26 protein-coding genes are annotated in these 24931 nt (G+C 64.3%); 13 read left to right on the top strand and 13 right to left on the bottom strand.

What is annotated here, in order from left to right:
- Positions 1-166: 166 nt before the first annotated feature.
- Positions 167-1228: a ribonucleotide-diphosphate reductase subunit beta gene (locus tag DKK67_RS20380; protein ID WP_111498371.1), complete on the top strand. Its 1062-nt coding sequence runs from the start codon at positions 167-169 to the stop codon at positions 1226-1228.
- Between the two features lie 39 nt (positions 1229-1267).
- On the opposite strand, the gene DKK67_RS20375 is transcribed toward DKK67_RS20380, so the two are convergent.
- Positions 1268-1972, bottom strand: a complete 705-nt coding sequence (locus DKK67_RS20375; RefSeq protein ID WP_111498370.1) for a hypothetical protein — start codon at positions 1970-1972, stop codon at positions 1268-1270.
- 105 nt (positions 1973-2077) lie between these two features.
- Here DKK67_RS20375 and DKK67_RS20370 point away from each other — a divergent pair, with 105 nt between their 5' ends.
- Positions 2078-3091, top strand: coding sequence for a M23 family metallopeptidase (locus DKK67_RS20370; RefSeq protein WP_111498369.1), 1014 nt, complete (start codon positions 2078-2080; stop codon positions 3089-3091).
- A gap of 1 nt (position 3092) precedes the next feature.
- On the opposite strand, the gene DKK67_RS20365 is transcribed toward DKK67_RS20370, so the two are convergent.
- A complete protein-coding gene (locus tag DKK67_RS20365) occupies positions 3093-3698 on the bottom strand; it encodes a GNAT family N-acetyltransferase (protein ID WP_111498368.1) in 606 nt (201 codons plus the stop codon).
- 44 nt (positions 3699-3742) lie between these two features.
- Here DKK67_RS20365 and DKK67_RS20360 point away from each other — a divergent pair, with 44 nt between their 5' ends.
- Positions 3743-4360: a LysE family translocator gene (locus DKK67_RS20360; RefSeq protein WP_111498367.1), complete on the top strand. Its 618-nt coding sequence runs from the start codon at positions 3743-3745 to the stop codon at positions 4358-4360.
- Positions 4361-4368: 8 nt separating this feature from the next.
- Here DKK67_RS20360 and DKK67_RS20355 read toward each other — a convergent pair whose 3' ends face one another.
- Positions 4369-5238 (bottom strand): ABC transporter substrate-binding protein, encoded by an 870-nt coding sequence (locus DKK67_RS20355; RefSeq protein WP_162628893.1) that lies wholly within the window; start codon positions 5236-5238, stop codon positions 4369-4371.
- A 263-nt stretch (positions 5239-5501) separates the two neighbouring features.
- Between DKK67_RS20355 and DKK67_RS20350 the strand changes: the two genes are divergently transcribed.
- A complete protein-coding gene (locus DKK67_RS20350; protein ID WP_111498365.1) occupies positions 5502-6812 on the top strand; it encodes a DEAD/DEAH box helicase in 1311 nt (436 codons plus the stop codon).
- Between the two features lie 64 nt (positions 6813-6876).
- Here the strand turns inward: DKK67_RS20350 and DKK67_RS20345 are convergent, their stop codons facing one another.
- Together DKK67_RS20345 and DKK67_RS20340 are read right to left on the bottom strand one after the other, a co-directional pair.
- Complete coding sequence (locus tag DKK67_RS20345) at positions 6877-7608, bottom strand: OmpW/AlkL family protein (RefSeq protein WP_111498364.1); 732 nt, start codon at positions 7606-7608, stop codon at positions 6877-6879.
- A gap of 145 nt (positions 7609-7753) precedes the next feature.
- Positions 7754-8227, bottom strand: a complete 474-nt coding sequence (locus DKK67_RS20340; protein WP_111498363.1) for a winged helix-turn-helix transcriptional regulator — start codon at positions 8225-8227, stop codon at positions 7754-7756.
- A 139-nt stretch (positions 8228-8366) separates the two neighbouring features.
- Here DKK67_RS20340 and DKK67_RS20335 point away from each other — a divergent pair, with 139 nt between their 5' ends.
- On the top strand, positions 8367-9479 hold the full coding sequence (locus tag DKK67_RS20335; RefSeq protein WP_111498362.1) for an NADH:flavin oxidoreductase: 1113 nt from the start codon (positions 8367-8369) through the stop codon (positions 9477-9479).
- Between the two features lie 100 nt (positions 9480-9579).
- Positions 9580-9894: an outer membrane protein assembly factor BamE domain-containing protein gene (gene bamE, locus DKK67_RS20330; RefSeq protein WP_111498361.1), complete on the top strand. Its 315-nt coding sequence runs from the start codon at positions 9580-9582 to the stop codon at positions 9892-9894.
- 199 nt (positions 9895-10093) lie between these two features.
- Here bamE and DKK67_RS20325 read toward each other — a convergent pair whose 3' ends face one another.
- Positions 10094-10723 carry a TetR family transcriptional regulator gene (locus tag DKK67_RS20325; protein WP_111498360.1) on the bottom strand — a complete coding sequence of 210 codons (630 nt, stop codon included), beginning with the start codon at positions 10721-10723 and terminating at the stop codon, positions 10094-10096.
- 190 nt (positions 10724-10913) lie between these two features.
- Between DKK67_RS20325 and DKK67_RS20320 the strand changes: the two genes are divergently transcribed.
- Positions 10914-12497, top strand: coding sequence for a flavin-containing monooxygenase (locus tag DKK67_RS20320; protein WP_111498359.1), 1584 nt, complete (start codon positions 10914-10916; stop codon positions 12495-12497).
- Positions 12498-12635: 138 nt separating this feature from the next.
- Here the strand turns inward: DKK67_RS20320 and DKK67_RS20315 are convergent, their stop codons facing one another.
- From DKK67_RS20315 to DKK67_RS20295, 5 genes are all read right to left on the bottom strand, one after another.
- Positions 12636-13409 (bottom strand): SDR family oxidoreductase, encoded by a 774-nt coding sequence (locus DKK67_RS20315; protein WP_111498358.1) that lies wholly within the window; start codon positions 13407-13409, stop codon positions 12636-12638.
- Positions 13410-13466: 57 nt separating this feature from the next.
- The gene (locus DKK67_RS20310) at positions 13467-14606 is read right to left on the bottom strand and encodes an acyl-CoA dehydrogenase family protein (RefSeq protein WP_111498357.1); all 1140 of its coding nucleotides are present in this window, start codon (positions 14604-14606) and stop codon (positions 13467-13469) included.
- 13 nt (positions 14607-14619) lie between these two features.
- Positions 14620-15807 (bottom strand): acyl-CoA dehydrogenase family protein, encoded by a 1188-nt coding sequence (locus DKK67_RS20305; RefSeq protein WP_111498356.1) that lies wholly within the window; start codon positions 15805-15807, stop codon positions 14620-14622.
- A 210-nt stretch (positions 15808-16017) separates the two neighbouring features.
- Positions 16018-17199 (bottom strand): acetyl-CoA C-acyltransferase, encoded by a 1182-nt coding sequence (locus DKK67_RS20300; protein ID WP_111498355.1) that lies wholly within the window; start codon positions 17197-17199, stop codon positions 16018-16020.
- Positions 17200-17267: 68 nt separating this feature from the next.
- Positions 17268-19367 carry a 3-hydroxyacyl-CoA dehydrogenase NAD-binding domain-containing protein gene (locus DKK67_RS20295; RefSeq protein ID WP_111498354.1) on the bottom strand — a complete coding sequence of 700 codons (2100 nt, stop codon included), beginning with the start codon at positions 19365-19367 and terminating at the stop codon, positions 17268-17270.
- Positions 19368-19565: 198 nt separating this feature from the next.
- Between DKK67_RS20295 and DKK67_RS20290 the strand changes: the two genes are divergently transcribed.
- The 3 genes from DKK67_RS20290 to DKK67_RS20280 all read left to right on the top strand — a co-directional run bounded on the left by DKK67_RS20290 (position 19566) and on the right by DKK67_RS20280 (position 21602).
- Positions 19566-20195 carry a TetR/AcrR family transcriptional regulator gene (locus DKK67_RS20290; protein WP_111498353.1) on the top strand — a complete coding sequence of 210 codons (630 nt, stop codon included), beginning with the start codon at positions 19566-19568 and terminating at the stop codon, positions 20193-20195.
- A gap of 82 nt (positions 20196-20277) precedes the next feature.
- Positions 20278-20583, top strand: coding sequence for a hypothetical protein (locus DKK67_RS20285; RefSeq protein WP_111498352.1), 306 nt, complete (start codon positions 20278-20280; stop codon positions 20581-20583).
- Positions 20584-20699: 116 nt separating this feature from the next.
- The gene (locus DKK67_RS20280; protein WP_111498351.1) at positions 20700-21602 is read left to right on the top strand and encodes a DMT family transporter; all 903 of its coding nucleotides are present in this window, start codon (positions 20700-20702) and stop codon (positions 21600-21602) included.
- Here DKK67_RS20280 and DKK67_RS20275 read toward each other — a convergent pair.
- Positions 21599-22468 (bottom strand): alpha/beta fold hydrolase, encoded by an 870-nt coding sequence (locus tag DKK67_RS20275; protein ID WP_111498350.1) that lies wholly within the window; start codon positions 22466-22468, stop codon positions 21599-21601. The genes DKK67_RS20280 and DKK67_RS20275 overlap by 4 nt on opposite strands.
- Positions 22469-22627: 159 nt before the next feature.
- Here DKK67_RS20275 and DKK67_RS20270 point away from each other — a divergent pair, with 159 nt between their 5' ends.
- Together DKK67_RS20270 and DKK67_RS20265 are read left to right on the top strand one after the other, a co-directional pair.
- The gene (locus DKK67_RS20270; RefSeq protein ID WP_111498349.1) at positions 22628-23266 is read left to right on the top strand and encodes a MarC family protein; all 639 of its coding nucleotides are present in this window, start codon (positions 22628-22630) and stop codon (positions 23264-23266) included.
- A gap of 105 nt (positions 23267-23371) precedes the next feature.
- Positions 23372-23773, top strand: a complete 402-nt coding sequence (locus DKK67_RS20265; protein WP_111498348.1) for a group III truncated hemoglobin — start codon at positions 23372-23374, stop codon at positions 23771-23773.
- Here the strand turns inward: DKK67_RS20265 and DKK67_RS20260 are convergent, their stop codons facing one another.
- Positions 23774-24289 (bottom strand): carbohydrate-binding protein, encoded by a 516-nt coding sequence (locus DKK67_RS20260; RefSeq protein WP_111498347.1) that lies wholly within the window; start codon positions 24287-24289, stop codon positions 23774-23776.
- Positions 24290-24568: 279 nt separating this feature from the next.
- Here DKK67_RS20260 and DKK67_RS20255 point away from each other — a divergent pair, with 279 nt between their 5' ends.
- Positions 24569-24901, top strand: a complete 333-nt coding sequence (locus DKK67_RS20255; protein WP_111498346.1) for a DMT family transporter — start codon at positions 24569-24571, stop codon at positions 24899-24901.
- The last annotated feature ends 30 nt before the right edge of the window (positions 24902-24931 follow it).

Here is a 24931-nt window from a genome sequence, read left to right as displayed (position 1 = left end):
AAATCCGTCCCCTAAACCATGGGCACCTTGCGGCGCCTCAGAAGCTGAAGCGTCTGCTACATACTCGAGTCCGATGAAAAATGTAGCCGATGCTTCAGCTTCGGAGCAGCCCACAGGGCTGCCCATGTCCCGCACCGAACTCACGGATTTCCAAAGAGGAACAACCATGCTGGACTGGGACGACGAACCCAAGACGCAAAAACAATCCCGAGCTCCGGGCGAAGGCCCGGCGCCGGTCAACGTCGACGACAAGCGCGTGATCAATGGCGAGACCGACATCAACCAGCTCGCCCCGTTCAAGTATCCCTGGGCCTGGGAATACTTCATGAACGCCAACAAGAACCACTGGACGCCCCTGGACGTGAACATGTCCCAGGACATCCACGACTACCACCATCGCCTCAACGACGCCGAAAAGCACGTCTACGAGAACGTGCTGGCCTACCTGACCACGGCCGACATCCTCGCCATGCGCAACATCGGCCTGGCGGTGATGGAAAAGATGAGCGCGCCGGAACTGCAGATCTACCAGGCCCGCCAGGTCTACGAGGAATCCATGCACACCTGGGCCTACCAGCACTGCATCGAGACCCTGAACCTGGACCAGAGCGAGATCTACAACCGCTACCGTGTGGTGCCGGAAATCAACCGCAAGATCCAGCTGGCCAACCGCCGCCTGGACGCCGCCATGCGCCCGGACATGAACCTGCGCAACCCGGACGACCTGCACGAGTTCGTCATGTCCTACCTGTTCTTTGCGGCGGTTTTCGAGGGGGCCTGGTTCTACAACGGCTTCAGCCCGATCTTTGCCCTCCAGCGCCGTGGTCTGATGCGCGGTACCGGCGAGCAGCTGCAGTACATCCTGCGGGACGAGGCGATGCACTTCTCGTTCGGGCTCAAGGTGGTCAACCAGATCTTCGAGGAAGAGAACATCACCCTCGACCCGAAGGCCCTGCGCGAGATGTGGGACGAGGCCGAAGCCGCCGAGAACGACTACGCCAACTACATCCTGCGCGACCCGATCCTGGGCTACTCGGCGGAATACCACCGCGAGCAGTTCCGCTTTATCGCCAATCGCCGGGCGCGCACCGTGGGGCTGGAAGAGCCGTTCCCCGGGGCGAAGAACGTCTCGCCCTGGCTGGATGAGCAGGCGACGATGCGCAAGGAGAAGAACTTCTTCGAGACCCGTGTGATCGAGTACCAGACCGGCGCGCAGCTGGAGTGGTAACCGTCGCGCCATCGGGGCGTCCATTCCCTTCCCGGTGAGTCATCGGGACGAGGGGGAATGGACGCCCGGCCCCACGTGGAAACCGGATCGCCGCCACAACAGGGCGATCCACAGGGCGTGCAGGTTTAACAGCAGCGCCAGCCACCATTCGAAGGCGTCCTCGAAGCGCTCGTGGGTCTCGGGCGCGACGGCGTCCATGATGAGCGAGGCGATGCCCAGCGCCAGGGTGAGCTGGCACAGCCGCAGCAAGCGCCGGCCTGTCGCGGCCCAGTCGGGCAGGGTCAGCAGGCGCGCCGTCACCAGCAACTGCGCGATGAAAGTGAACGACAGGTAGGTGATCACCCCGATCCGGCGCACCAGCCAGTACCCGTCGCCGGTATGCCCCAGCGCCAGGGTATAGGCCACCAGCGCCAGCCCGCCGATCAGACCCAGCCAGAACAGCCCGCGCAGGCCTTTGGCGGAAGCGCCCAGCGAACGCAGCCAGACGCCGTTGAGCCACCAGTAGGTCATGCCCACCACCGCCGCCGGCAGCATGCCGCCCTTGAACAGGAAATAGGCCAGCCCCTTGTGGCCCGTGCGGCTGATGCTGTGGCAGTCCAGCCCGTAGGGCAGGCACCCGTGGATGTAGCCTTCCAGCGTGGCCACCGGCCAGGTGGTGTGCATGGTCACAAAGGGGAGCAGGGCCGCCACGAGGGCCAGCCACCAGAGCGGAATGTCGTGGTGTCGAAGGGATGGATCGGTCATGGCGGCACCGGTCACCGTGTCCTGCGTCCAGTATAGAAAGCTTTGCCTGCCAAGCGCAGCCTGATTACTCTGGAAGCCTGCTATCGCGCCAGGGAGGGGCAACCGATGCAATCGGGACATGAACAACGCGGCCGCACACGCCGGCGCTGGTGCTTATTGGGCCTGCTATGGCCTTTCGCACTGAGCGCCCAGGAAAGTGACACCCTGCAGACCGGGCGTGAGCTGACCGAACGGTTCTACGCCGGCCAGACCGACGCGCTTTGGGATCGCTTCAATCCGGCCATGCGCGAAGCGCTGGGGAGCCGCCAGCAGTTCGCGGCCTTCCAGCAGCAGGTCGCCGGGCAGTTGGGCGACGAGCAGGCCGTCCTGTCCGAGAACGTGGCGCCGGCCGCCCGGTACCAGGTGTATCTGCGCCAGGCCACGTTTGAGCAGGGACCCGGTCCCGTCGTGATCCAGTGGACCGTGACCGACGCCGACCAGGTGGCGGGTTTCTTTATCCAGCCGGCGCAGGCCGCCCCGAGCCCTTATACCGATTACCAGACCCATGCCCGGCTGCGTTTGCCGTTCCGCGGAGACTGGTTCGTCTACTGGGGCGGCCGCGACGTGGCCTCCAACTACCACGCCCGCGCCCGGGACCAGCGCTACGCCTACGATTTCCTGCGCCTGGAGGACGGGCGGTCCTACCGCGGCGAGGGAACGCAAAATGGCGATTACTACTGTTTCGGCGAGCCGATTCTGGCGCCGGCGCCCGGCACCGTGCTGGCGGTGGAGAACGAGCTGCCGGACAACGCGCCGGGCGCCATGGACCCGCTCCGGCCGCTGGGCAATCACGTCATTCTCGATCTGGGGCAGGGGGAATACGCGTTCTTCGCCCATTTCCGCCAGGGCAGCGTGGCCGTCGAAACGGGCGATCAGGTAGCGACCGGTGACACGCTGGGGGCGTGTGGCAACAGCGGCAATTCCAGCGAACCCCACCTGCATTTCCACCTGCAGGATTCGCCCCAACCGTTCGGCGGCGATGGCCTGCCCGCGGCGTTCATGGATTACCGGGTGGATGGCGAAACGGTCGAGCGGGGCGAGCCGGTGCGCGGCGAACGCATCCGGCCGCTGGCGAAGTGACTCAGCCGCGTTCGCCGAGGCGCGCCAGCTTGTGGGCGAGGGACTTCTTCACCGTCGGCCACTCGCTTTCCAGGATCGAGAACACCACCGTGTCCCGGTAGGCGCCGTCCGGTTCGATGTGATGGTTGCGCAGCACCCCGTCCTGCTTGGCGCCCAGCCGGGCGATGGCCTGGCGCGAGGCGTGGTTGTGCCAGTGGGTGCGGAACTCCACGGCAATGGCGTGGAGCGTTTCGAAGGCGTGGGTCAGCAGCGCCTGCTTGCACTCGGTGTTGACGCGGGTCTTCTGGAAGCGCCGGGCGTACCAGGTGTAGCCGATTTCCAGGCGGCGATGGGCGGCTTCGACGTGACAGTAGCGGGTGCTGCCGATGACGTCGCCGGAGGACTTATCCACAACCACGAAAGGCAGTGACTCGCCTGCCGCCTTCTGCGTCAGGGCACGCTCGATGTAGCCGTCGACCGTGTCGGCCGAGGGCACGCCGGTGAACCAGAGCTCCCACAGGCGGCCATCGGACGCCGCTTCGAGAAGCGCGTCGCGGTCGCGGACCGACAGCGGTCGCAGGATGACGCTGGGGGTTTCGAGCTCGACGTCCTGAATCCATTGCTGCATGCTTTTTCCCTGATTGCCGAAAGTTTGTGCGAAGGAAACCGTCCATGGAGTTGTACCTGTTTTTCCTGCTGGTGGCGACTGCCACCGCATTCAGCCCCGGCCCGGGCGTGGTGATGACCCTGTCCAACGCCTTGCGCGGTGGCTGGCGGGAAACGGCGGGCGGCATCCTGGGCATTGCTGCCGGCGCGTTGTTGGTGGCGGTGCTGTCCGCCACCGGTCTTGGCGTACTGCTGATGACGTCGGCGGCCGCCTTCACCGTGCTCAAGGTGATCGGCGCCATCTACCTGTGTTACCTGGGCATCAAGCTGTGGCGTTCGCCGTCGCTCCCGGTCCGGGTGGAGGGGGCCGAGCGCACCGTTGTCCGCCCCGGCCGGCGTTTCGTCGAAGCGATGATGCTGCAGGTCACCAACCCCAAGGTGCTGCTGTTCTTCCTGTCGGTCTTCCCCCAGTTTATCAACGACCGCAGCGCCTATCTCGAGCGTTTCCTGCTGCTGTCGCTGACCTACGCGCTGGTGGTGATGGTGGTGCACACCGTGTACGCCGGATTCGCCATGCGCGCCCGTCACTGGCTGCTGTCCGAGCGCGGCGGGCGGCTGGTGAACCGCACAGCCGGCGGACTGCTGGTGTTCTTCGGCGGCGTGCTGGCCACGGCGCATCGTTAGACGGGACACTAGGGATTGCTGGCCGTTCGCCCGTTGGGGGTGTACCAGTAGCGGGACGGAATCCGCCCCAGCGCGCTGGATTCCGGCAGCGCCAGGCGGATGAGCCGCCGGTTCTGCAGGCGGCTCTGGTCAAGGGCGGTACGAATCTGCGGGTGGGACAGGAAGTTGTCCATGAAGGCGCCGTTGCGATAGGCCGTCTGTAACCCCTGGAGCAGAATGTCGTGCAGGTCGGTTCGATCCCGGGCGACGTAGAGGAAATAGTCGTAGCGAAAGGCCAGGGCGACGCCGGGCAGAACCGCCAGGTTTTCGCGGCCGGGGCGGGCCAGCTCGGTGAAAATCTCCTGGATGCCCCGGTGGAACAGGTCAAAGCGCTCGTAGTTGAGCATCTCCCAGAGGTTGTCGTAGCTGCTGGTTTTCAGGTCGAGACCGTTCTGGCGCATGATCGTATTCTCCGGCCAGCCGGTCCCCGAACCGATGCGCCACTGGCGCAGATCGTCGAGGCTGTGGATGCCGCTCAGCTCGTCCAGGCGCGCGTTGTCCACGGCGAACAGCCGGACCCCCAGCAGCCCGCGGGTCATGGGGATGTCCACCTGGCGCAGACGCTGCTCCCGCTCCGGGCTGTAGCCGCTGAAGAAAAGGTTAATCGGGCCGGGTGTCTGATTCAGGATGGCGAAGATCCGGTTCTGCGGGACGCCGGGCATGGGCACCACTTCCAGCTCGTGCTGCCCCGGCGCATGGGCCAGGGCCAGGCGAATCACCGACAGCTCGTAGTCGAAGATCCTGGCGTCCCCGTGCAGCAGACCGACCCGAAACGTGGCGGCGCTGGCCTGCATCGCGAACAGCAGACACAGTAATCCCGGTAATACGCGAAAAAGCATGACGATCGCTCCGGTGGATCATTTCCCGCCGCGTTGGATCATGGATAGCGGTTATCCACAGGGCTGGAGGATCGTGTTGTGTCCCCAACTCTGGTAACCTGCCTGCCTTCCTGCCTCTAAGGATTTACCGCTTCCAGTGCGGTGACCCCATGCCAGACGGCCTTTCAGAGGGCAGCGCCGATGAACCGGGCGCCTGCAGTCGTTGTTTTTATCATAGCAGCCGCGCTCTGTCAGAGGGCCGTTGCGACCAAGAGAACCTGTCTATGAGTTTTGCTTCACTCGGCTTGTCCGAGGCGCTGGTGCGCGCGACCCGCGACCAGGGCTACGAAACCCCGTCCCCGATCCAGGCCCAGGCTATTCCGGCCGTGCTGTCCGGCGGTGACGTCATGGCCGCGGCCCAGACCGGCACCGGCAAGACCGCCGGTTTCACCCTGCCGTTGCTGCAGCGTCTGGCGGAAATGCCGCGTCGGGGCAAGGGCGTGCGCGCGCTGATCCTGGCGCCGACCCGTGAACTGGCGGCCCAGGTGGGCGAGAGCGTGGCCCTGTATGGACGTCACCAGTCGATCCGTTCGGCGGTGGTGTTCGGCGGCGTGAAGATCAACCCGCAGATCCGCACCCTGCGTCAGGGCGTGGACGTGCTGGTGGCAACGCCGGGCCGGTTGCTGGACCTGCACCAGCAGGGCGTGGTCAGCTTCGACGGGCTGGAAACCCTGGTGCTGGACGAAGCCGATCGCATGCTGGATATGGGCTTTATCCGCGACATCCGCAAAGTCCTGTCCCTGCTGCCGAAACAGCGTCAGAACCTGCTGTTTTCCGCCACCTTCTCGCCGGACATCCGCAAGCTGGCGGAAGGCCTGCTGAACGACCCGGTCCAGGTGGAAGTGGCCGCCCGCAACACCACGGCGGAAACCGTTCGCCAGACCGTGCATCCGGTGGACCAGACCCAGAAGTCCGCGCTCCTGAGCCGGCTGGTGCACGACAACGACTGGCAGCAGGTGCTGGTGTTCACCCGCACCAAGCACGGCGCCAACCGCCTGTCCCAGAAGCTGGAACGCGACGGCATTACCGCTGCGGCGATCCACGGCAACAAGTCCCAGAACGCTCGCACCCGGGCCCTGGCCAGCTTCAAGGACGGCGACATCCGCGTCCTGGTGGCCACCGACATCGCCGCTCGCGGTCTGGACATCAAGCAGTTGCCCCAGGTGGTCAATTTCGAGCTGCCCAATGTGCCGGAAGACTACGTGCACCGCATCGGCCGCACCGGCCGGGCCGGCGCCGATGGTCACGCGGTATCGCTGGTCAGTGCCGACGAAGGCAAACTGCTGGGCGGTATCGAGCGGCTGATCAAGAAAGAGCTGCCGCGTGAGGTCGTGGACGGTTTTGAACCCAGTGTGGAAATCACCACCAAAGGCGGCCCGGGCGGCAATGGCGGTCGTGGGCGCGGCAACGGCCAGCGTAACGGCGGCAACCGGAACGGTGGTAATGGCAACGGCCGTCGCAATAACCGTAGCCGTGGTCGCGGGCAGGGCGCCCGTTCTTCCGGGCAGCGCAACGCCGGTCGTCAGGACGGCTAAGGCGTGCCCTGAGCGCCCGTGACCGACGGCCACGGGCGCTTCCTCTTCTCCCTGACCGGTTGGTCTAGAACCGGTAGCTCAGTCCCACCATGTACACGAACGGATCGATATCCACGTCGACTTTGCCCGTGGCCACCTTGGCCCCGCTGCTGTCGTAGGCCTTGATGGTCGCTTCGGTATCGATGTCCGCATACCACACCGCCGCGTTCACGCCGACGTGATCGGTCAGCATCCAGTCCAGCCCGAGCTCCGCCGCCAGGCCCACGCTGTCGTCCAGGTCGATGTCGGTGGACGCCGCGCCCAGGGCGTTGGTCAGGGTGTCGGTGGTCTGCTCGTCGAAGAAGGTGGTGTAGTTCACACCGACGCCCACGTAGGGCTGCACGGCGCTGGCCTTGTCCAGCGGGAAATACTGCAGGGTGAGGGTGGGCGGCAGGTGCTTGATGTCCGCCAGTTTGCCCGCGCCCGCCAGCGCATCACCGGCGCCGTTGATGTCGTGCTGGAACGGCGTGGCGGCCAGCAGGCCGATGCCGACGTGGTCGGTGAACATGTAGCTGACGGTGAGGCCGAACTGGGTATCGGAATCGACGCCAACTTCCCAGCCATCCAGGCGCGTGCCGCCGACGTGGACGTCACCGCTGGATTCCTGCGGGTCCACCAGGGCCGCACCGCCGCGCACGATCAGATCGCCCGCCTGGTGGGCCAGGGCGAGCGTGGGGATTGCGGAAAGTGTGGAGAATGCGAGTGTGGGGAGCAACAGGCCGCCGGCGAGCCGGGCGTAACGGGTCTTGCGATGCATGGCTATCTCCTTGATCGGTAAGCGGGATGGCTCCCAGATTAAGGAAGGAGAGGGCCTGGGGATTGATCTGGCGCAAGGAAAGCGTCGGCGTCGCCGACCGTTCGGCAAAACCTTGATATGACTCAAAAAGTGAGAAGCTGAATGATCAGCCGGTGTGACGCTCCGGATCGTCGATGGCGTCGGTCTCGGGCATGAACACATCGCGTACCGACAGCGGGTCGCCCTGGGCGCTCTGGACGGTCATGGTGCGGATCGGCTGTCCGCTGACCCGGTCGCGCAGATCCAAAGGTGGGCAGCTCGGCGCCGGATTCCACTTGTCGCCCCATTGACGCAACGCCACCACGACCGGGAACAGGTCGCGACCTTTCTCGGTCAAGCGGTACTCCTGCCGGGAGCCGTGCTCGCCCACTTCCTCCTTGCGCAATACGCCGTTCTCCACCAGCCGCCCCAGGCGGTCGCAGAGAATATTGCGGGCGATGCCCAGTTCCTGCTGGAAATCGACGAAGCGGCGGGTACCGTACATTGCCTGCAGGACAATCAGCAGCGACCACCAGTCCCCCACCTGGTTCAGGGCCCGGGCGACGGAGCAATTGGAATCATCAAAGCGTTTTCTGGCCATGAGCCGAGTGTAGCGAATAGGGTTGCATTTTAAAACCGGATTAAATAGGGTTTCGTTATGAAACTGAATTGCCGTGTCCGTTGCCCGGCGATCCCAACTTTCAACGAACGTTGTTTTTGACGAATCCGGAGATAGCCTCATGTCGATGAATCTCGGACCCCTGTTTGAGCCATTCGAGAGCGAGAACCTGACCCTGCGCAACCGCGTCGCCATGGCGCCCATGACCCGCAACTTCTCCCCGGGCAACGTACCGGGCGACAACGTGGTGGATTACTACCGTCGTCGTGCCGAAGGCGGTGTGGGCCTGCTGATCACCGAAGGCACCACGGTTAACCACAAGGCCGCCAACGGTTATGAGAACGTACCGGCCTTCCACGGCACCGAGGCCCTGGCGGGCTGGAAGAAGGTGGTGGACGCGGTTCACGACGCCGGCGGTAAGATCTTCCCGCAGCTGTGGCACGTGGGCGCCGTGCGTAAGGAAGGCATGGAACCGGATGGGTCCGTGCCGGGCTACAGTCCTTCCGGCCTTTACGCTCCGGGTAAGCCCAACGGCAAGGCGATGACCCAGGACGACATCGCCGACGTGGTGCAGGCGTTTGCCGATGCGGCTCAGGACGCCAAGGCCATCGGCTTCGACGGTGTGGAAATCCACGGCGCCCACGGCTACCTGATCGACCAGTTTTTCTGGGAAGGCACCAACCAGCGTGACGACGAGTACGGCGGCAGCATGGCCAACCGGCAGCGCCTGGCCATCGAGATCATCGAGGCCGTGCGTCACCGCGTGGGTCCGGATTTCCCAATCATGCTGCGTTTTTCCCAGTGGAAGATGCAGGACTACGAGGCCAAGCTGGCCAGGACGCCGGCAGAGCTGGAAGCCTTCCTCAAGCCGCTGGTGGATGCGGGAGTGGATATCTTCCACGCCTCCACGCGCCGTTTCTGGGAGCCGGAGTTCGAAGGCTCCGACCTGAACCTGGCGGGCTGGACGCAGAAGCTCTCCGGCAAGCCCACCATGTCCGTGGGCAGCGTCGGTCTGACCGAGGACTTCATCAGCGGCACCTTTGCGTCCAAGAAGGAAGCGGTGGAGCAGTCCGGCATCGACGAGCTGGTGGAACGCATGAACAACCACGAGTTCGAGCTGATCGCCGTGGGCCGCGCCCTGCTGCAGGATCCGGAATGGCTGGTGAAGGTGAAGGATGGCCGCATCGGCGAGGTGGAGCCGTTCGCCAAGAAGTCGCTGGCGAAGCTTTACTGACTGGAAAGCCTGCGACAGCGGGCCGGGTTACCGGTCCGTAATCGCAGGCGTCACATCTTTCCGTATGATGGGATCATCATCCATTGCAGGGAGAGATGTTATGACAGGATTCAAGTCCATCCTGGGCGCCACCGTAGTTGCTTCCACGCTCGCGGCGACCGGCTGTGCCACCGTTGGCCACGATTTCCCCACCCACAATGTTGACCAGATCACCGTGGACCAGACCACCCGGTCCGATATCCAGGCCATGTTCGGCGATCCCTGGCGTACCGGTATCGAGGACGGCAAACCCACCTGGACCTACGGCAAATATCACTGGTCCGCGTTCAGCGAGGCGGAAACCACGGATCTGGTGGTGCGCTTCAACGGGGACGGGACCGTGGATTCTTACGTCTATAACACCACTGAGAAGTAGTCCGCCCGCCAAGAACAGGACGGCCAGCTGGTGCGGGAAGGCGATGGAAACCCTTACCTACGCTGCTATTAATGGCCGTCCCTGGCCATAATAGCGACCAGGACGTCCTTGTCCTTCCTCCGGCAAGGGTCCCCACCGCCTCCTCTCTGAGCGCCCGATATCGCCGATGTCGGGCGTTCTACCTGCCGCTTTCGATGACTCAGCGACCCCGAGCCCACCGAGCAATCGCCTCCGGCTCAACGGTCTCCACCAACGCCCCCCGAAACTGCCGGTTGATAAACCGTTCCGTCTCCAACCGGATGCGCTCGCGCTGATCCGGCTTTTCGATGTAGTCCATGGCCCGGAACAGGATGTAGCGGATGGTCATATGGGAGATTTCGTGGATGGTGGCCTCGTCGACACTCGGCACCAACTGACGCTCGATGATGTCTTCGGCCATTTCCCGGGCGCTGGCGTCCAGTTGGACTTCCAGGGCGCGGCGCAGGACCGGTGACGGGCCGTGCAGCTCGCGCACGGCGACCGTGGTGGCGGCGGCGTTGCTCTGGAAGTAGTGGTAGACGAAGGCCACGGTCTCCCGTGACGCCTGGTCGGAACTCTCCGCCATGCGGCGCAGTTCGCGGACGCCTGTCTTCATTTCCTCGGCGATGTAACCCAGTACGTGCAGGCCGAACTCGTCCAGGCTGCTGAAATGGCGGTAAAAGGTGTTGGGGTTCAGCCCCGCTTCCCGCGCCAGTTCGCGCAGGCCCAGGGAGGTCAGGCTGCGGCTCTGGGTAATCAGCCGCAGCGCCGCCTGCACCAGTTTCAGTTTGCCGCCAGTCATCACGCTCATCGGGACGCCTTCTTGTCTGCCGGGGCCAATCGCCCGTTTTTTGATCACCGGAAGTATACAGGCGTCTACTTGTGAGTGTATACATCTGTCTACTGAATTCGGTAGACGCGTGTCTACTGCGAACCTGCCGCCGGCAAGAGCCGCGGTAATAACAAGAGACTCGCACGAGCAACGACGAGGTGTGGTGGTTATGAGCAACAAGACCCCGATTGCCATCATCGGTACCGGCTTTGCCGGACTGGGTATGGGCATCAAGCTGAAGGAAGCCGGCTACGAGGATTTCGTGATCCTGGAGCAGGGCAGCGACGTGGGCGGTACCTGGCGCGACAACCATTACCCGGGGTGCGCCTGCGACGTGCAGTCGGCGCTGTACTCGTTTTCCTTCGAGCAGAACCCCGAGTGGTCGCGCATGTACGCCCAGCAGTCGGAAATCCTGGCGTACCTCAGGCATTGCGCCGAGAAATACGGGCTGATGCCGCACATCCGCTTCAACACGCACCTGACGGCGGCGCATTTTGACGAGACCCGCAACCGCTGGACCCTCGACCTGGCCGATAGCGGTCGGCTCTGGAACTACATGCAGCGACACGACCTCAAGCCCGGCGACGCGCTGGACCTGGAAGACCCCGAGCTGCCGGACATGGAGCAACTGGAAGCGGGCGTACTGGTCTCGGGCATGGGCGGGTTGAGCACGCCGGCCTACCCGAGCATCGAGGGGCTGGACCGGTTCCAGGGCAAGCTGTTCCATTCCCAGGACTGGGATCACGGCTACGACCTGACCGGCAAACGCGTGGCGGTAATCGGCACCGGCGCCAGCGCCATCCAGTTCGTACCCGAGGTCGCCCGTGAAGCGGCCCGGGTGGACCTGTACCAGCGCACGCCGCCCTGGATCATGCCCAAGCCGGACCGACCCATGAAAGGCTGGGAAAAGGCCCTGTTCCGGCGCGTACCGGCGACCCAGTCGGCGCTGCGTAACTCGATCTACTGGCAGCTGGAGTCCCGCGTGTTGGCTTTGGCGCTGAACCCGCGCCTGATGAAAATCGCCGAGCTGGAGGCGCGGCGCCATATCCGCAAGCAGATTCCGGACAAGGCCCTGCGCCGCAAGGTGACGCCGGATTACACCATTGGCTGCAAGCGCATTCTGCTCTCCAACAACTACTATCCGGCGCTGGCACAGGACCATGTGGACGTGCTGACCGACGGCATCCAGAAAGTCACCGCCAAGGGGGTTGTGGATAAAAACGGCGCCGAGCGGGAGGTGGACGCGATCATCTTCGGCACCGGCTTCAAGGCCCAGGACCCGATTCCCAAGGGGATGGTGTTCGGGCGTGGCGGTCGTGACCTGCTGGACGCCTGGCGCGACGGCGCGGAAGCCTACAAGGGCACCACGGTGCACGGTTTCCCCAATTTCTTCATGCTGGTGGGGCCCAACACCGGGCTCGGTCACAGCTCGATGGTCTACATGATCGAATCCCAGATCCAGTACGTGATGGACGCCCTGGCCAAGATGCGTCAGCAGGGCTGGGAAGCGGTGGACGTCAAGGAAAGCGTGCAGGCGGACTACAACGCCATGCTGCAATCCAAGTCCGATGGCTCCGTCTGGGACAGCGGCTGCAACAGCTGGTACGTGAACGAAAACGGCAAGAACACCACGCTGTGGCCCAGTTTCACCTGGGCCTTTCGGCAGCAGACCCACCGCTTCGACGCCCAGCACTACGAGTGCGTGACCTCGGCGCCGCTGCGGGAAGTGGCCGGGGAGGCGGTGCCGGCCTGATTGGGTTGGAGGGGGCGTAAAAATGTAGCCGACGCTTTAGCTTCGGAGGGCCCGATAGGGCCCTTGGTTTATCGGCGAGCCTGCGGCCCGCTCGGAAGCTAAAGCGTCCGCTACATGGTCTGGGGGATGAGGCTAAACTCAGGACACCAACGTCCCCCCATCCACCGCCAGGCACTGCCCGGTAATGTGCCGTCCGGCCTCTGATGCCATCAGCACCGCCGCACCTTTCAGGTCCTCGTCACCGCCAAACCGGTTCAGCGGAATCCGCTCCAGCATGGTGTCGCCCTGGGCGTCCAGCAGCCCCTGGGACATTTTCGACGGGAAGAAGCCCGGGCACAGGGCGTTGACGTTGATGTTGTGGTGGCCCCATTCCGCCGCCAGGGCGCGGGTGAAGTTCACCACGGCGCCCTTGCTGGTGTTGTAGGCGATGGTCTGCATGGCTTCCGGATTGCCGGAGAGGCCGGCGATGGACGCAATGTTGATCACCTTGCCGGTCCGGCGCGGGATAAAGCATTTTTTTCCCACCGTCTGGGTCAGGAAGAACACCGCGTTGACGTTGAGATTCATCACCTTCATCCAACCTTCCGCCGGATAGTCCTCGGCGGGCGCGCCCCAGGTGGCGCCGGCGTTGTTGACCAGGATGTCGATGTCGCCCAGTTCGGCGACGATCCTGTCCACAACGGTCGGAATACCTTCCAGGTCGGACATGTCCGCCGCCAGGGTCATCACCTCGATGCCCTGGCTCTTCAGATGGCCTTCGGCCTCGTCCAGTTCGTGCTGTTTGCGGGCGGTGAGGGCGACTTTCGCCCCCATCTCGCCCAGTGCTTCGGCCATCTGCAGGCCCAGACCCCGGGAACCACCGGTGATCAGGGCCACCTTGCCGCTCAGGTCGAGGAGTTGTTTAACGCTCACTCACATCCCCTTGTGGTTGAAGCCGGCGCTGCCGCCGTGACAGCCCCGGCCGGTGTTTCAGGCGCTTTTCAGCATCCCGTCGCTGACCTGCCCCAGGTGGTAATCGGCATCGCCGAATTGCAGGTTGATCAGGGTCAGCCGCTTGAACAGGTGGGCGGCGAACATCTCGTCGGTCACGCCCATGCCGCCGTGCAGCTGCACCGCCGTCTGGCCCACGAAGCGGGCCGACTGACCCACCAGGGCCTTGGCCATGGACACCGCCCGCCGGCGCTGGTCGCGGTCGTCAGAATCCGACTCGCTGGCGGCCAGGATGGCCATGGACCGGGCCTGCTCGGTGGCGATGAACATGTCCGCCAGCTTGTGCTGGATCACCTGGAACTTGCCGATCGGCATGCCGAACTGCTGGCGGGTCTGGACATATTCGCGGGTGGTTTCGTTGAGTGCTTCCATGGCGCCCACGGCCTCCGCGCACAGGGCGGCAATGGCCCGGTCCACGCCTTTCTCGATGATGGGCATGGCCTGGCCGCGGCCGCCGATGCGGTCGTCGTCGCTGACCATCACGCTGTCGAGGATGACATCCGCGACCCGGTGGCCGTCGTGGGTGGTGTATTCCTCGATCTCCACCCCGGACGAGTCGTGATTGACCAGGAACAGGGACACCGGTTCGGTGGGCCGTCCCTTGCGGCGCCCGGAAACGATCAGGTAGTGGGCCCCGGCGGCGTCGAAAACGGCGGTCTTGCGGCCGTTGAGGATGTAGTCGTCGCCGTGCGTCTGGATCTCGGTGCGCACGTAATCCAGGTTATGACGCCCACTCGGCTCGTAGTGGGCGAAGGCCAGGAATTCCTCGCCGGTGGCGATCTTCGGCAGGATGCGCTGCTTCTGCTCGTCGGAACCGGCTTCGCTGATGATGCTGCCGCCGAGCACCACGGTGGACAGGTAGGGCTCCACCACCAGGGCCCGGCCGAAGTTTTCCATCACCAGCATGGTGTCGAGGCCGTTGCCGCCCAGACCGTCGTACTCCTCCGGCAGGGTGTAGCCCAGCAGGCCCATTTCGGCGAAGGCGTTCCAGGTGGCCTTATCCACACCCTGGCCGCCGGCGACGATGTCCCTGCGCTTGTCGAAGCCGTATTCGTTGGCCAGGAAGCGGCGCAGGGAGTCCTGCAGCATGTGTTGTTCTTCGGTGAGATTGAAGTTCATGATGCGCGCCTCCTTACAGTCCCAGAACCCGTTGGGCGATGATGTTGCGCTGGATCTCGTTGGATCCGCCGAAGATCGACAGCTTGCGCATGTTGAAGTAGTCGCCGGCCGCCGGTGTGGCGTCGATGGAACCGACCCGCGCGCCCTCGTAGTCGAGCTCCAGGGCATCCGGAATATGGGCGAGGGCAGCGGGGCCCACCGCTTCCATGGCCAGCTCGAACAGCGCCTGGCCGATCTCGGTGCCCTTGATCTTGAGGATCGAGGTCTGCGGCCCAGGGCCGTTGTCGTCGGTCAGCACGCGCAGGACGGTCAGCTCCAGGGCCTGCAGTTCGATGTCGAGCTGCGCCAGACGGTCGCGGAAGCGGGCGTTCTCGATCAGCGCCCGGTCGCCGTCCGGCTGTTCCTCGGCGATTTCCTTGAGACGCTTCATCATGGCTTTCCACTGGCCCACGTTGGCCAGGCCGGTGCGCTCGTGGCCGAGCAGGAACTTGGCGTAGGTCCAGCCCTGGTTTTCCTCGCCCACCCGGTTCTCGACCGGCACCTTGACGTTGTCGAAGTAGACTTCGTTCACCTCGTGCTCGCCGTCGAGCATGATGATCGGGCGGACCTCCACGCCCGGGGTCTTCATGTCGATCAGCAGGAAGGAGATGCCCTGCTGCGGCTTGCCTTCGTTGCTGGTGCGTACCAGGCAGAAGATCCAGTCGGCGTGCTGGCCCAGGGTGGTCCAGGTTTTCTGGCCGTTGACCACGTAATGCTCGCCTTCGCGCACCGCTCGGGTCTTCAGCGACGCCAGGTCGGAACCGGCGCCGGGCTCGGAATAGCCCTGGCACCACCAGTCCTCGCCGCTGAGGATGCCGGGCAGGAAGCGTTCTTTCTGCTCGTCGTTGCCGTACGTCATGATCACCGGCGCGACCATGCGCAGACCAAAGTCCAGCTGGCGCGGGGCGCCGGCCAGGGCGCATTCCTCCTCGAAAATCAGCTGCTCCAGCGGCGACCAGCCCGGACCGCCGAATGCCTCGGGCCAGGTGGACGCGCCCCAGCCCTTGTCGTGGAGGATTTTCTGCCAGCGCTGGGTCATCGCCTTGTCCGGGCGCAGGCGCTTTTTCACGCGTTCGCGTATGTCTCTGGGGAGGTTCTCTTTCAGGAACCGGCGCACTTCGGTCCGGAAGGCTTCATGCTCCGGGGTGTAGTTCAGGTCCATGGCTTACCTCGCTGTCGGGTCGACGTCTGGATAAACACGGTGTTGTTGTTGGTTTTCGGACTACTCACAGTAACTGTAGTAGAAGCTCGGGCTTCGATGGGTACTTGAGTACGCCTGAATCATTGCGCTGTGTTCACGTGGCCTCTGATGCCAGCATGGCCCCGCTCCCGGCGATAGGCCGCGGGAGCGAAGCGAGCGCTGTGGGCGGCCTCAGGCCACCTCAAACAGACCGGCGGCCCCCATGCCGGTGCCCACACACATGGTCACCACCACATACTTTACGCCGCGCCGTTTGCCTTCGATCAGCGCGTGGCCGACCAGGCGGGAACCGGTGGTGCCGTAAGGGTGGCCCACGGCGATCGCGCCGCCGTTCACGTTCAGGCGATCCATCGGGATACCCAGTTTTTCCTGGCAGTACAAAACCTGGACGGCGAAGGCCTCGTTCAGTTCCCACAGACCAATGTCATCAACGGTCAGGCCGTGGCGCTTGAGCAGTTTGGGCACGGCGAACACCGGGCCAATGCCCATTTCGTCCGGCTCGCAGCCGGCTACGGCAAAGCCGCGGAAGATCCCCAGCGGCTCGACGTTGCGCTGCTCAGCCAGGGTGCCGTCCATCAGCACGCAGGCAGAGGCGCCATCGGAAAACTGGCTGGCGTTACCGGCCGTGACCACGCCGCCCGGCATGGCCGAACGGATCTTGCTGACGCCTTCCAGGTTGGTGTCCGGGCGGATGCCCTCGTCCTGGCTGACGGTGACTTCCTTCGTGCTCAGTTGACCGGTGGCCTTGTCCGCCACGCCCATGGTGGTGGTGATGGGCACGATCTCGTCGTTGAACTTACCGTCTTCACGGGCCTTGGCAGCCAGTTGTTGGGAGCGCACGCCGTACTCGTCCATGGCTTCCTTCTTGATGCCATAACGCTCGGCCACGGTTTCCGCGGTTTGCAGCATGGACCAGTAGAGTTCCGGCTTGTGCTTGGCCAGCCAGGGTTCCATCAGGTAGTTCTGGTTGACGTTGGCCTGGACGGTGGAGATGGATTCCACCCCGCCGGCGACCATCACCGGCACTTTATCCACAGCAATGTGCTGGGCGGCCATGGCGATGGCCTGAAGGCCAGACGAGCAGAAGCGGTTGATGGTGGCGCCGCCGACGGTGACCGGCAGGCCGGCGCGGATCGCGCCCATGCGGGCCACGTCGTTGCCGGTGGAGCCTTCGGGCAGGGCACAGCCCATCAGCACGTCTTCGATTTCGTTGGGGTCGACCCTGGAGCGCTCGACCGCGTGCTGTATCGCATGGCCGGCCAGGGTGGCGCCGTGGGTCATGTTCAGCCCGCCGCGCCAGGACTTGGCCAGCGGCGTACGGGCGGTGGATACGATGACGACATCATTGGACATAACCATTCTCCTGTTGGCGGGCCTGCCCGCAGGCAGCCCCGCTGAAATTCGTTGACCGGATACCCGACTTATTTGGCGCGCTCATCGAAACGCTTGCCTTCGGCGGCGCAGCGCGCCAGCAGCGGCGCCGGTTCCCAGAAGCCCGGCTGGGTGTGGGTGTCGGCGAAGGGTTCCATGGCGCGGACCACGTTGGGCAGCCCCACTTCCTCGGCGTAGTGCATGGGGCCGCCCCGGAACACCGGGAAGCCGTAGCCGGTCAGGTACACCATGTCGATATCGGAGGCGCGCTGGGCGATGCCTTCGTCCAGCAGGCGGGCGCCCTCATTGACCAGGGCGTAGACGCAGCGCTCGACGATTTCCTGGTTGCTGATCTTGCGCGGGGTGATGCCCAGCTCGGCGCGGACCTCGTCCACCACCTTGTCCACTTCCGGGTCATGCAGGGCGTTGCGGTTGCCCGGTTCATAGCGGTAGAAGCCGGCACCGGTCTTCTGGCCGTAGCGGCCCATTTCGCACAGGCGATCGGCCACCACCATCCTGGTCATGTCCGGGTGCTCGGCGTACAGGCGCTTGCGGATGGCCCAGCCGATGTCGCCGCCAGCCAGGTCCGCCATGCGCAGCGGGCCCATGGCGAACCCGAACTTCTCGATGGCCTTGTCGATCTGCTGGACGGTGGCGCCTTCTTCCAGCATCAGGATGGCTTCACGCTGGTACTGGTTGATCATGCGGTTGCCGATGAAGCCGTCGCAGACGCCGGAGACCACGGCGGTCTTCCTGATGGTCTTGGCGAGCTTCATGGCCGTGGCCAGCACGTCCTTGGCGGTCTTGTCGCCACGCACCACTTCCAGCAGCTTCATGATGTTGGCCGGGCTGAAGAAGTGCAGGCCGATGACGTCTTCCGGGCGTTTGGTGAAACTCGCGATCCTGTTCAGATCCAGGGTGGAGGTGTTGGAGGCGAGGATCGCGCCCGGCTTGCAGGTGGCGTCCAGCGTTTCGAAAACGGACTGCTTGACGCCCATTTCCTCGAACACCGCTTCGATCACCAGGTCGGCGTCCTTCAGGTCGTCGTAGGACAGGCTCGGGGTCAGCAGATTCATGCAGGCCCTGGCCTTGTCTTCGCTCATCCGGCCCTTCTTCACCCGGCCTTCGTAGACCTTCTGGATGGCGGCGACGCCCCGGTCCAGGCCTTCCTGTTTCATCTCGACCAGGGTCACCGGGATGCCGGCGTTGAGGAAGTTGATGGTGATGCCGGTGCCCATGGTGCCGCCGCCGATCACGCCCACCTGCTGAATGTCGCGGGTCGGGGTGTCGCTGGGCACGTCGGCGATCTTGCTGGTCAGGCGCTCGGCAAAGAAGGCGTGGCGCAGGGCCCTGGATTCCGGCGTCTGCAGCAGGTTGGCGAAGGCTTCGCGCTCGACCGCCATGCCCTGGTCAAACGGCTTGGTCACGGCGGCTTCCACGGCGTCCACGCACTTCAGCGGCGCCGGGTAGTTCCTGGCCACCGCGCCGACGGTATTGCGGGCAAACATGAAGAAGCCTTCCGGGTTCTCATGCTTGGCTTTCAGGTCGCGTACGCGCTTGAGCGGCAGGTTTTCGCTAACGATTTTCTTCGCGTAGGTCAGCGCGCCTTCGAGCAGCTCGCCTTCGACAATGTCATCAAACAGAGGACTGCCCTGGAACTGTTTGGCCGGCACGGCCGCGCCGGAGACGATCATGTTCAGGGCGTGCTCGACGCCGATCACCCGCGGCAGGCGCTGGGTGCCGCCGGCGCCGGGCAGGATGCCCAGCTTCACTTCCGGCAGGGAAATCTGCGCATCCGGCTTGGCGACGCGATAGTGACAGCCCAGCGCCAGTTCCAGGCCGCCGCCCATGCAGGCGCCGCTGATGGCGGCAATGACCGGCTTCTTCGCCGTCTCGATGACGTTGATCACGGTGGTCAGGATCGGTTCGGCCAGCATCCTGTCTGTACCGAACTCGCTGATGTCGGCGCCGCCGGAAAACGCCCGGTCGGAGCCGATCAGGACCACGGCCTTGATGGCGTCATCGCCTTCGGCCTGCTTGATGCCATCGACAATTCCCTGGCGCAGGGCCAGGCCCAGGCCGTTCACCGGTGGGTTATTCAGGCGGATGACGGCGGTGTCGCCGTTCACATCGTAGTGCGCGCTGCTCATCACGTTGCTCCCTGTTGGCCAGCGGGGCGGCGTGGGCGCCCCGCTGTGGGTCTGAGAAGGGTTCGGAGGTCGTCTCGCCGAATCCATACACTGGTGTATTGTTTTTCCGTACACTAATGTATGTTCAGGAAGCGGTCAACGGCTGGCGCTATGCTGTAGAATCCCCGGCCAGATTGATGGAGAGGCAGTGGACACCGAATGAGCGAAGCAACCCAACGAAGCAAACGCGGCCGCAAGAGCGACGGCGACAAGGCCCAGTTGACCCGGGACGACTGGCTCGATGCTGCGGCCGGCGAAGTGGCGGCGGGCGGGTTCGGCCAGCTGCGGGTGCTGACCCTCTCCAAGAAGCTGGGCGTCACCCGCGGCAGTTTCTACTGGCATTTCAAGGACCATGAGGATCTGGTGGTCAGCTTCCTCAATCGCTGGCGCGACCGGCGTTTCCACGAGCTGCAGTACTGGAAGCCCAAGGGGGATGATCCCGAGGCAGAATTGCGCGACATCCTGCGTCTGATGCTGACCGATTCAGCGCGCAATGTGCGGCGCCTGCAGGTGGAGCTGGCGGTCCGCGATTTTGCCCGGCGCAACGACTACGCGGCGCAACTGGTTCAGGAGGTCGACGAGTCGCGCATGAACCAGAACTGCCTGCTGTTCCAGAACCTCAACAGCGAACCCGAGCGGATTCGCGACCTGTCGATGCTGCTTTATGTGGCCACCATCGGCGCCCAGGTGGTGCTCACGGGGCATGGCAACGAGGGCGAGGATATCCGCCGCGTGGAAGATATGATCTCGCGGATTGTGATGGAGCGGCGGGAGAACCTGACCGATTAGTGCTTTACATTTTGGTAAGGGCGCCATAACGGCCGCTCGTGGTAGGTTTCTTGGCATTGGCCATTGTTAGGGAGTCATCGCCATGAAACGCTTTTTACTGGCGGCTACGCTGATGCTGGGTGCCGTTGGACTGGCCCAGGCCGGTGATCGTCACCATCACGATGATAACCTGCCGCCAGGCTTGCAGAAGAAGGTCGACCGCGGCCAGTCGCTGCCGCCGGGCTGGCAGAAGAAACTGCACCGGGGCGACCACCTGCCGCACGACTATGATCGCTATGGCGACGTCCACCATCTGGACGATCGCTATGACCGTGTGCGCATCGAAGACAGGATTTACCGCGTGATTCGCGACACTCGGGAGATCGTCGAGATCCTGTCCAACTCCTGATCGGATCCGGGGCGGCTGCCTGTCGCCGGCAGCCCCGTTCATAAAGCAGTAATTTCCCGCCGGTTGCGCTAACCTTTGCGTCCTGTTTCCAGGATTTCGCGACAAGGACGTAACCTATGCCCATCGCCGCCCATTACGCCCTGACGGTCCTGATCTGGGGCCTGACCTGGACGGCGATCCGTCTGCAGGTGGAGTCGGCGCCGGTGGACCTGTCGGTGTTCTACCGGTTCGTGCTGGCGGCGGCGGTGACCCTGGGCGTGCTCAAGCTGGCGCGCCAGCTGCCGCGACTGAGCCTGGTGCAGCACCGCTGGCTGGTGCTGCAGGGCCTGACCCTTTACAGCGTCAACTTCCTGCTGATCTATCGTGCCGCCGAAACCATGACCTCGGGCCTGCTGGCGGTGGTGTTCTCGCTGGCAGCGTTGTTCAACGCGTTCAACGGCTGGCTGCTGCTGCGCCTGACGCCCAACCGGCGTCTCTATCCGGCCGTGGCCCTGGGTGTGACCGGCGTGGCGCTGCTGTTCTGGCACGATCTGCAACTGGGTGATGCGACCCTGGCCGCCATTGGCTTCGCCCTTGCGGGCACCTACTGGTTTTCCTTCGGCAACCTGATCAGCGTGAAGGTACGGGCGGCGGAGGTGCCGCTGCTGGCGGGCAACGCCTGGGCCATGTTCTACGGCGCGGTGATCCTGGGCGTGTGGTGCCTGGTCAAGGGCGTCGACTGGCAGGTCCCCACGGCCGGAAGCTTCTGGGGCGCGACGCTGTTCCTGGCCATTCCCGGCTCCATCGTCGCCTTCTACAGTTATCTGACGGTGATTCGCGTGCTTGGCGCCGACCGCGCCGGCTACGCCACGGTGCTGTTTCCCGTCGTGGCGCTGAGCGTATCGACCTGGCTGGAGGGTTTCCAGTGGACCTGGCCGGCCATTCTGGGCGCCGGTCTGGCGTTGCTGGGCAATGTCGTGCTGTTCCGGCGCCCGGCCTCCGCGAACCGCGCCGAGGCCGTCGCGACCAAGTCGGATTAGTCGGCCAGGAAGCGATCCAGATGGCCAGCCACCTCGGCCGGCAGCTCCTCCTGCAGGAAATGCCCGGCGTCGACTTCTTCCACGTGGATGGACTCGAAGCAGTCCTCGATGTGGTTGAGGTACTGCGGCAGGATCACCTTGTCCCGGTTGCCGTAGATGTAGAGGCCGGGCATGGGCCAGACGTGGCCGGCGATGCTGGCCCAGCGCTTGGCATCGTCGCGGAAGGTGCGGTAGTAGTTGGCGCTGGCGCCCGCGGTGCCGGGAATCCGGAACATGCGCACGTATTCCTGCAGGGCCTTCTCCGGAAAGGTCCGGCCGTGGGCCGCGCGCAGGAAATGGCGCAGCCACGGTTCCTCGTTGCCGGGGATCATCGCCTCCGGCAGGTCCGGCGTCTGCAGGAAATGCTGGTACCAGTACACGCTGGCGCTGCCGGCGCGCACCGTGTCGATCACTTCCTGGTTGCCCTTGTGGTTGTTGATGATGGCGATGTTCATGATCACCAGCTTGCGCACCCGCTCTGGAGCGGCCAGCGCGATTTCCTGGGCCACCACGCCGCCCCAGTCGTGGCCGGCCAGGAAAAAGTCCTCAATTCCCAACGGGTCCAGCAGTGAGATCACGTCCCCGGCCAGGGCCTGTTTGCGGTAGTGCGCCAGTCCGTCACTGCGATCGCTGTCGCCCAGTCCGCGCAGATCCGGGGCGATGATCCGGTAGCGCGGGTCCAGGTGTTCCGCGACGGCGGCCCAGCAGTAGCTGCTTTCCGGCCAGCCGTGGATCATCACCAGCGGCTGGCCGTCGGGATCGCCGCCCTCCCGGTAGGCGAACCGGCCGCGGGGCGTGTTCAGGCTGCGGGGGCTGCTGAGGGGCATGTTCATACTCCAGCGGTTGTCTGTTGTTGGCAGGCAGCTTCCCACAGTACACCGGTGTATGGAAAGGGGCTGGTTATAACTACGCATAGTGGCCCGTCAGGGGCTAGGTTAATGTCTGCACCCTTTTGAAAAGACACTCTTTTGTTCCCTGAGGACACCATGCTGCAGACGTTTCTGGCCACCTACCTGAGCAGTGCCATCCGTTTCCTGTTCCTGCTGGCGCCCTTCTTTGTGGTGACCATGTTCCTGGCCCTGACCCGGGGGGACGACAAGGCCCACAAGACCAAGGTGATCCAGCGTTCGGTGCTGGCGGCGCTGATCCTGGGGCTGGCTTTGTTTTTTGCCGGCCCGGTGCTGTTCGAGGCCATTGGCATTACCCTGAACTCGTTCCGCATCGGCGCCGGCTCGCTGCTGTTCCTGACCGCCATCAGCCTGGTCAACAGCGGCACCCGCAACCACGCCACCAGCCTGCCGCAGGAGGACCGCGACGACATTGCCGTGGTGCCGCTGGCGATTCCCATCATCATCGGGCCGGCCACCATCGGTGCCATCCTGGTCTACGGTGCGGAGCTGACCACGGCGCCGGAGATCGCCGGTGGTGTCCTCGGGCTGGTGACGGGGCTGCTGGCGCTGGCGGTATTGCTGTACCTGTCCGGCTATCTGGAGAAGGCCCTGGGCAAGACCGGTCTGAACATCATGTCCAAGATCAGTGGCCTGATCCTGTCGGCCATGGCGGCGGAAATCGTGATGTCCGGGATTTCGGGATTTATCAGTACTTCCGGGCTGATAGGCGGGTGACAGCGGGTTCATAGACGGAGGCGATGGATTTGCGGGTGACGGATCTCCGGGGTTGTGCGTTATGATCAGGAGTTCGCCGTAAACCGATCCCGGGGCGGAGGGCTTATGGATCTCGACAATCCCGCTGCGATCCATCGCATGGTGCAGCTGTTCTACGCCAGTCTGCTGGACGATCCCGTGATGGAGCCTGTCTTCACGGAGGTGGCGGGCGTGCACCTGGCCGATCACTTGCCGCTGATCGAGGGCTACTGGTGCAAGATGCTGCTGGGCAAGGACACCTACCACCGAAACATGATCGAAAAGCACGATAAATTACACGATCATTTCCCGTTGAGCCGCGAACATTTCGAACTCTGGTTTGATCACTTCAATCACACCCTCGACACCCACTTCGAAGGCCCCTACACCGAGAAGGCGCGCAAGCTGGCGCGACGTATCCTGCGCAACCTGGCCCGCTGGCTGGCGGCCCGGGACCGGGAACTGGAGGCGGCCAATACCGGCTCCTGATCAGGAGCCGGCGGGACAGTCGGCGGTCACCGGTGCCCAGTGGGGCGGCTCGGCTACGCCGGGCATGTCGCCATTGCTGGGGCGGGTGGCGCGGTAGATCCGTCCTTCATGGGTGACCCACTGGCCCACGCTGTAGGCTTCCGAGAAGGTCCAGACCGGCGCCGGCTTGCAGTCGGTCTGCGCCGGGGTATCGCCTGTCACGCTGCTGCCACCCTCGGCTGACGTGGCCGGTGCCGCGCCATTCGCGCCGGACTCGACCGCTTTTTGCGGCGCATCGCATTCCGGCGCCTGGTCCAGCGGCTTCCAGGCAAAACCGCCGCCGTCGGGGCGCTGTCCTTCCTGCCATTCGCGGGCGGCGTACCACTGGCCGTCGTAGAACACGATCTGGCCCACGTCGTAGTAGCGCGACGGCAGCCAGGTGTTGTCCTCGGGGGTGCAATTGCGTTCCAGGGCCTGGACGGGCAGGGCGACGGCGGTGAGCAGGGCGATCAGGCAGGTCAGGGCAAGGCGCATCATGGCATTCCGTATGGTCTGGTCGGGCCGCGAACGGCCGGGCCGGAGAGTTGGCTCGTTGTTGTGGTCTCAAGACTGCCCGCTAACCGCATTTGGATCAAGCCGGGAATGACGCCGGTATGGATTCCCGCCCGACCCGCGTGGAACGACTCCGTAGTTGTCCCGCTGGCCGCCTGATAATGCCTCGGGTACCCTGTCGGGCTCCCCATTGATTTGTGTTACGGGATTGGTTTGGCGCAACGATACTGGCGCGGCGCCACTGGTTAGAGAGGAGTCTGGACCATGCAACATTGGCTCATGCTGGCCGCGGCCATCTGCTTCGAAGTGGTGGCGACGTCGGCCCTGAAGGCGTCTGAAGGGTTTTCCCGGCTCTGGCCGTCGGTGATCGTGGTGGTCGGTTACGGACTGGCCTTTTACTTCCTGGCCATCACCCTGCGCACGATTCCTGTTGGCATTGCCTACGCGGTCTGGGCCGGCGCGGGGGTGGCGTTGATCACGTTGATTGGCTGGCTGGTGTTCGGCCAGGCGATGGATCTGGCGGGAATCATCGGTATCCTGCTGATTGTCGCCGGGGTGATGGTGCTCAACATTTTCTCCAGCGCGTCGCCCCACTGAGGCAACCGGCGCCGGGACCACTGTCCCGGC

This window comes from Marinobacter bohaiensis, assembly GCF_003258515.1.
Classification (GTDB): Bacteria; Pseudomonadota; Gammaproteobacteria; order Pseudomonadales; family Oleiphilaceae; genus Marinobacter_A; species Marinobacter_A bohaiensis.
This window is presented reverse-complemented; position numbering and strand designations above follow the sequence as displayed.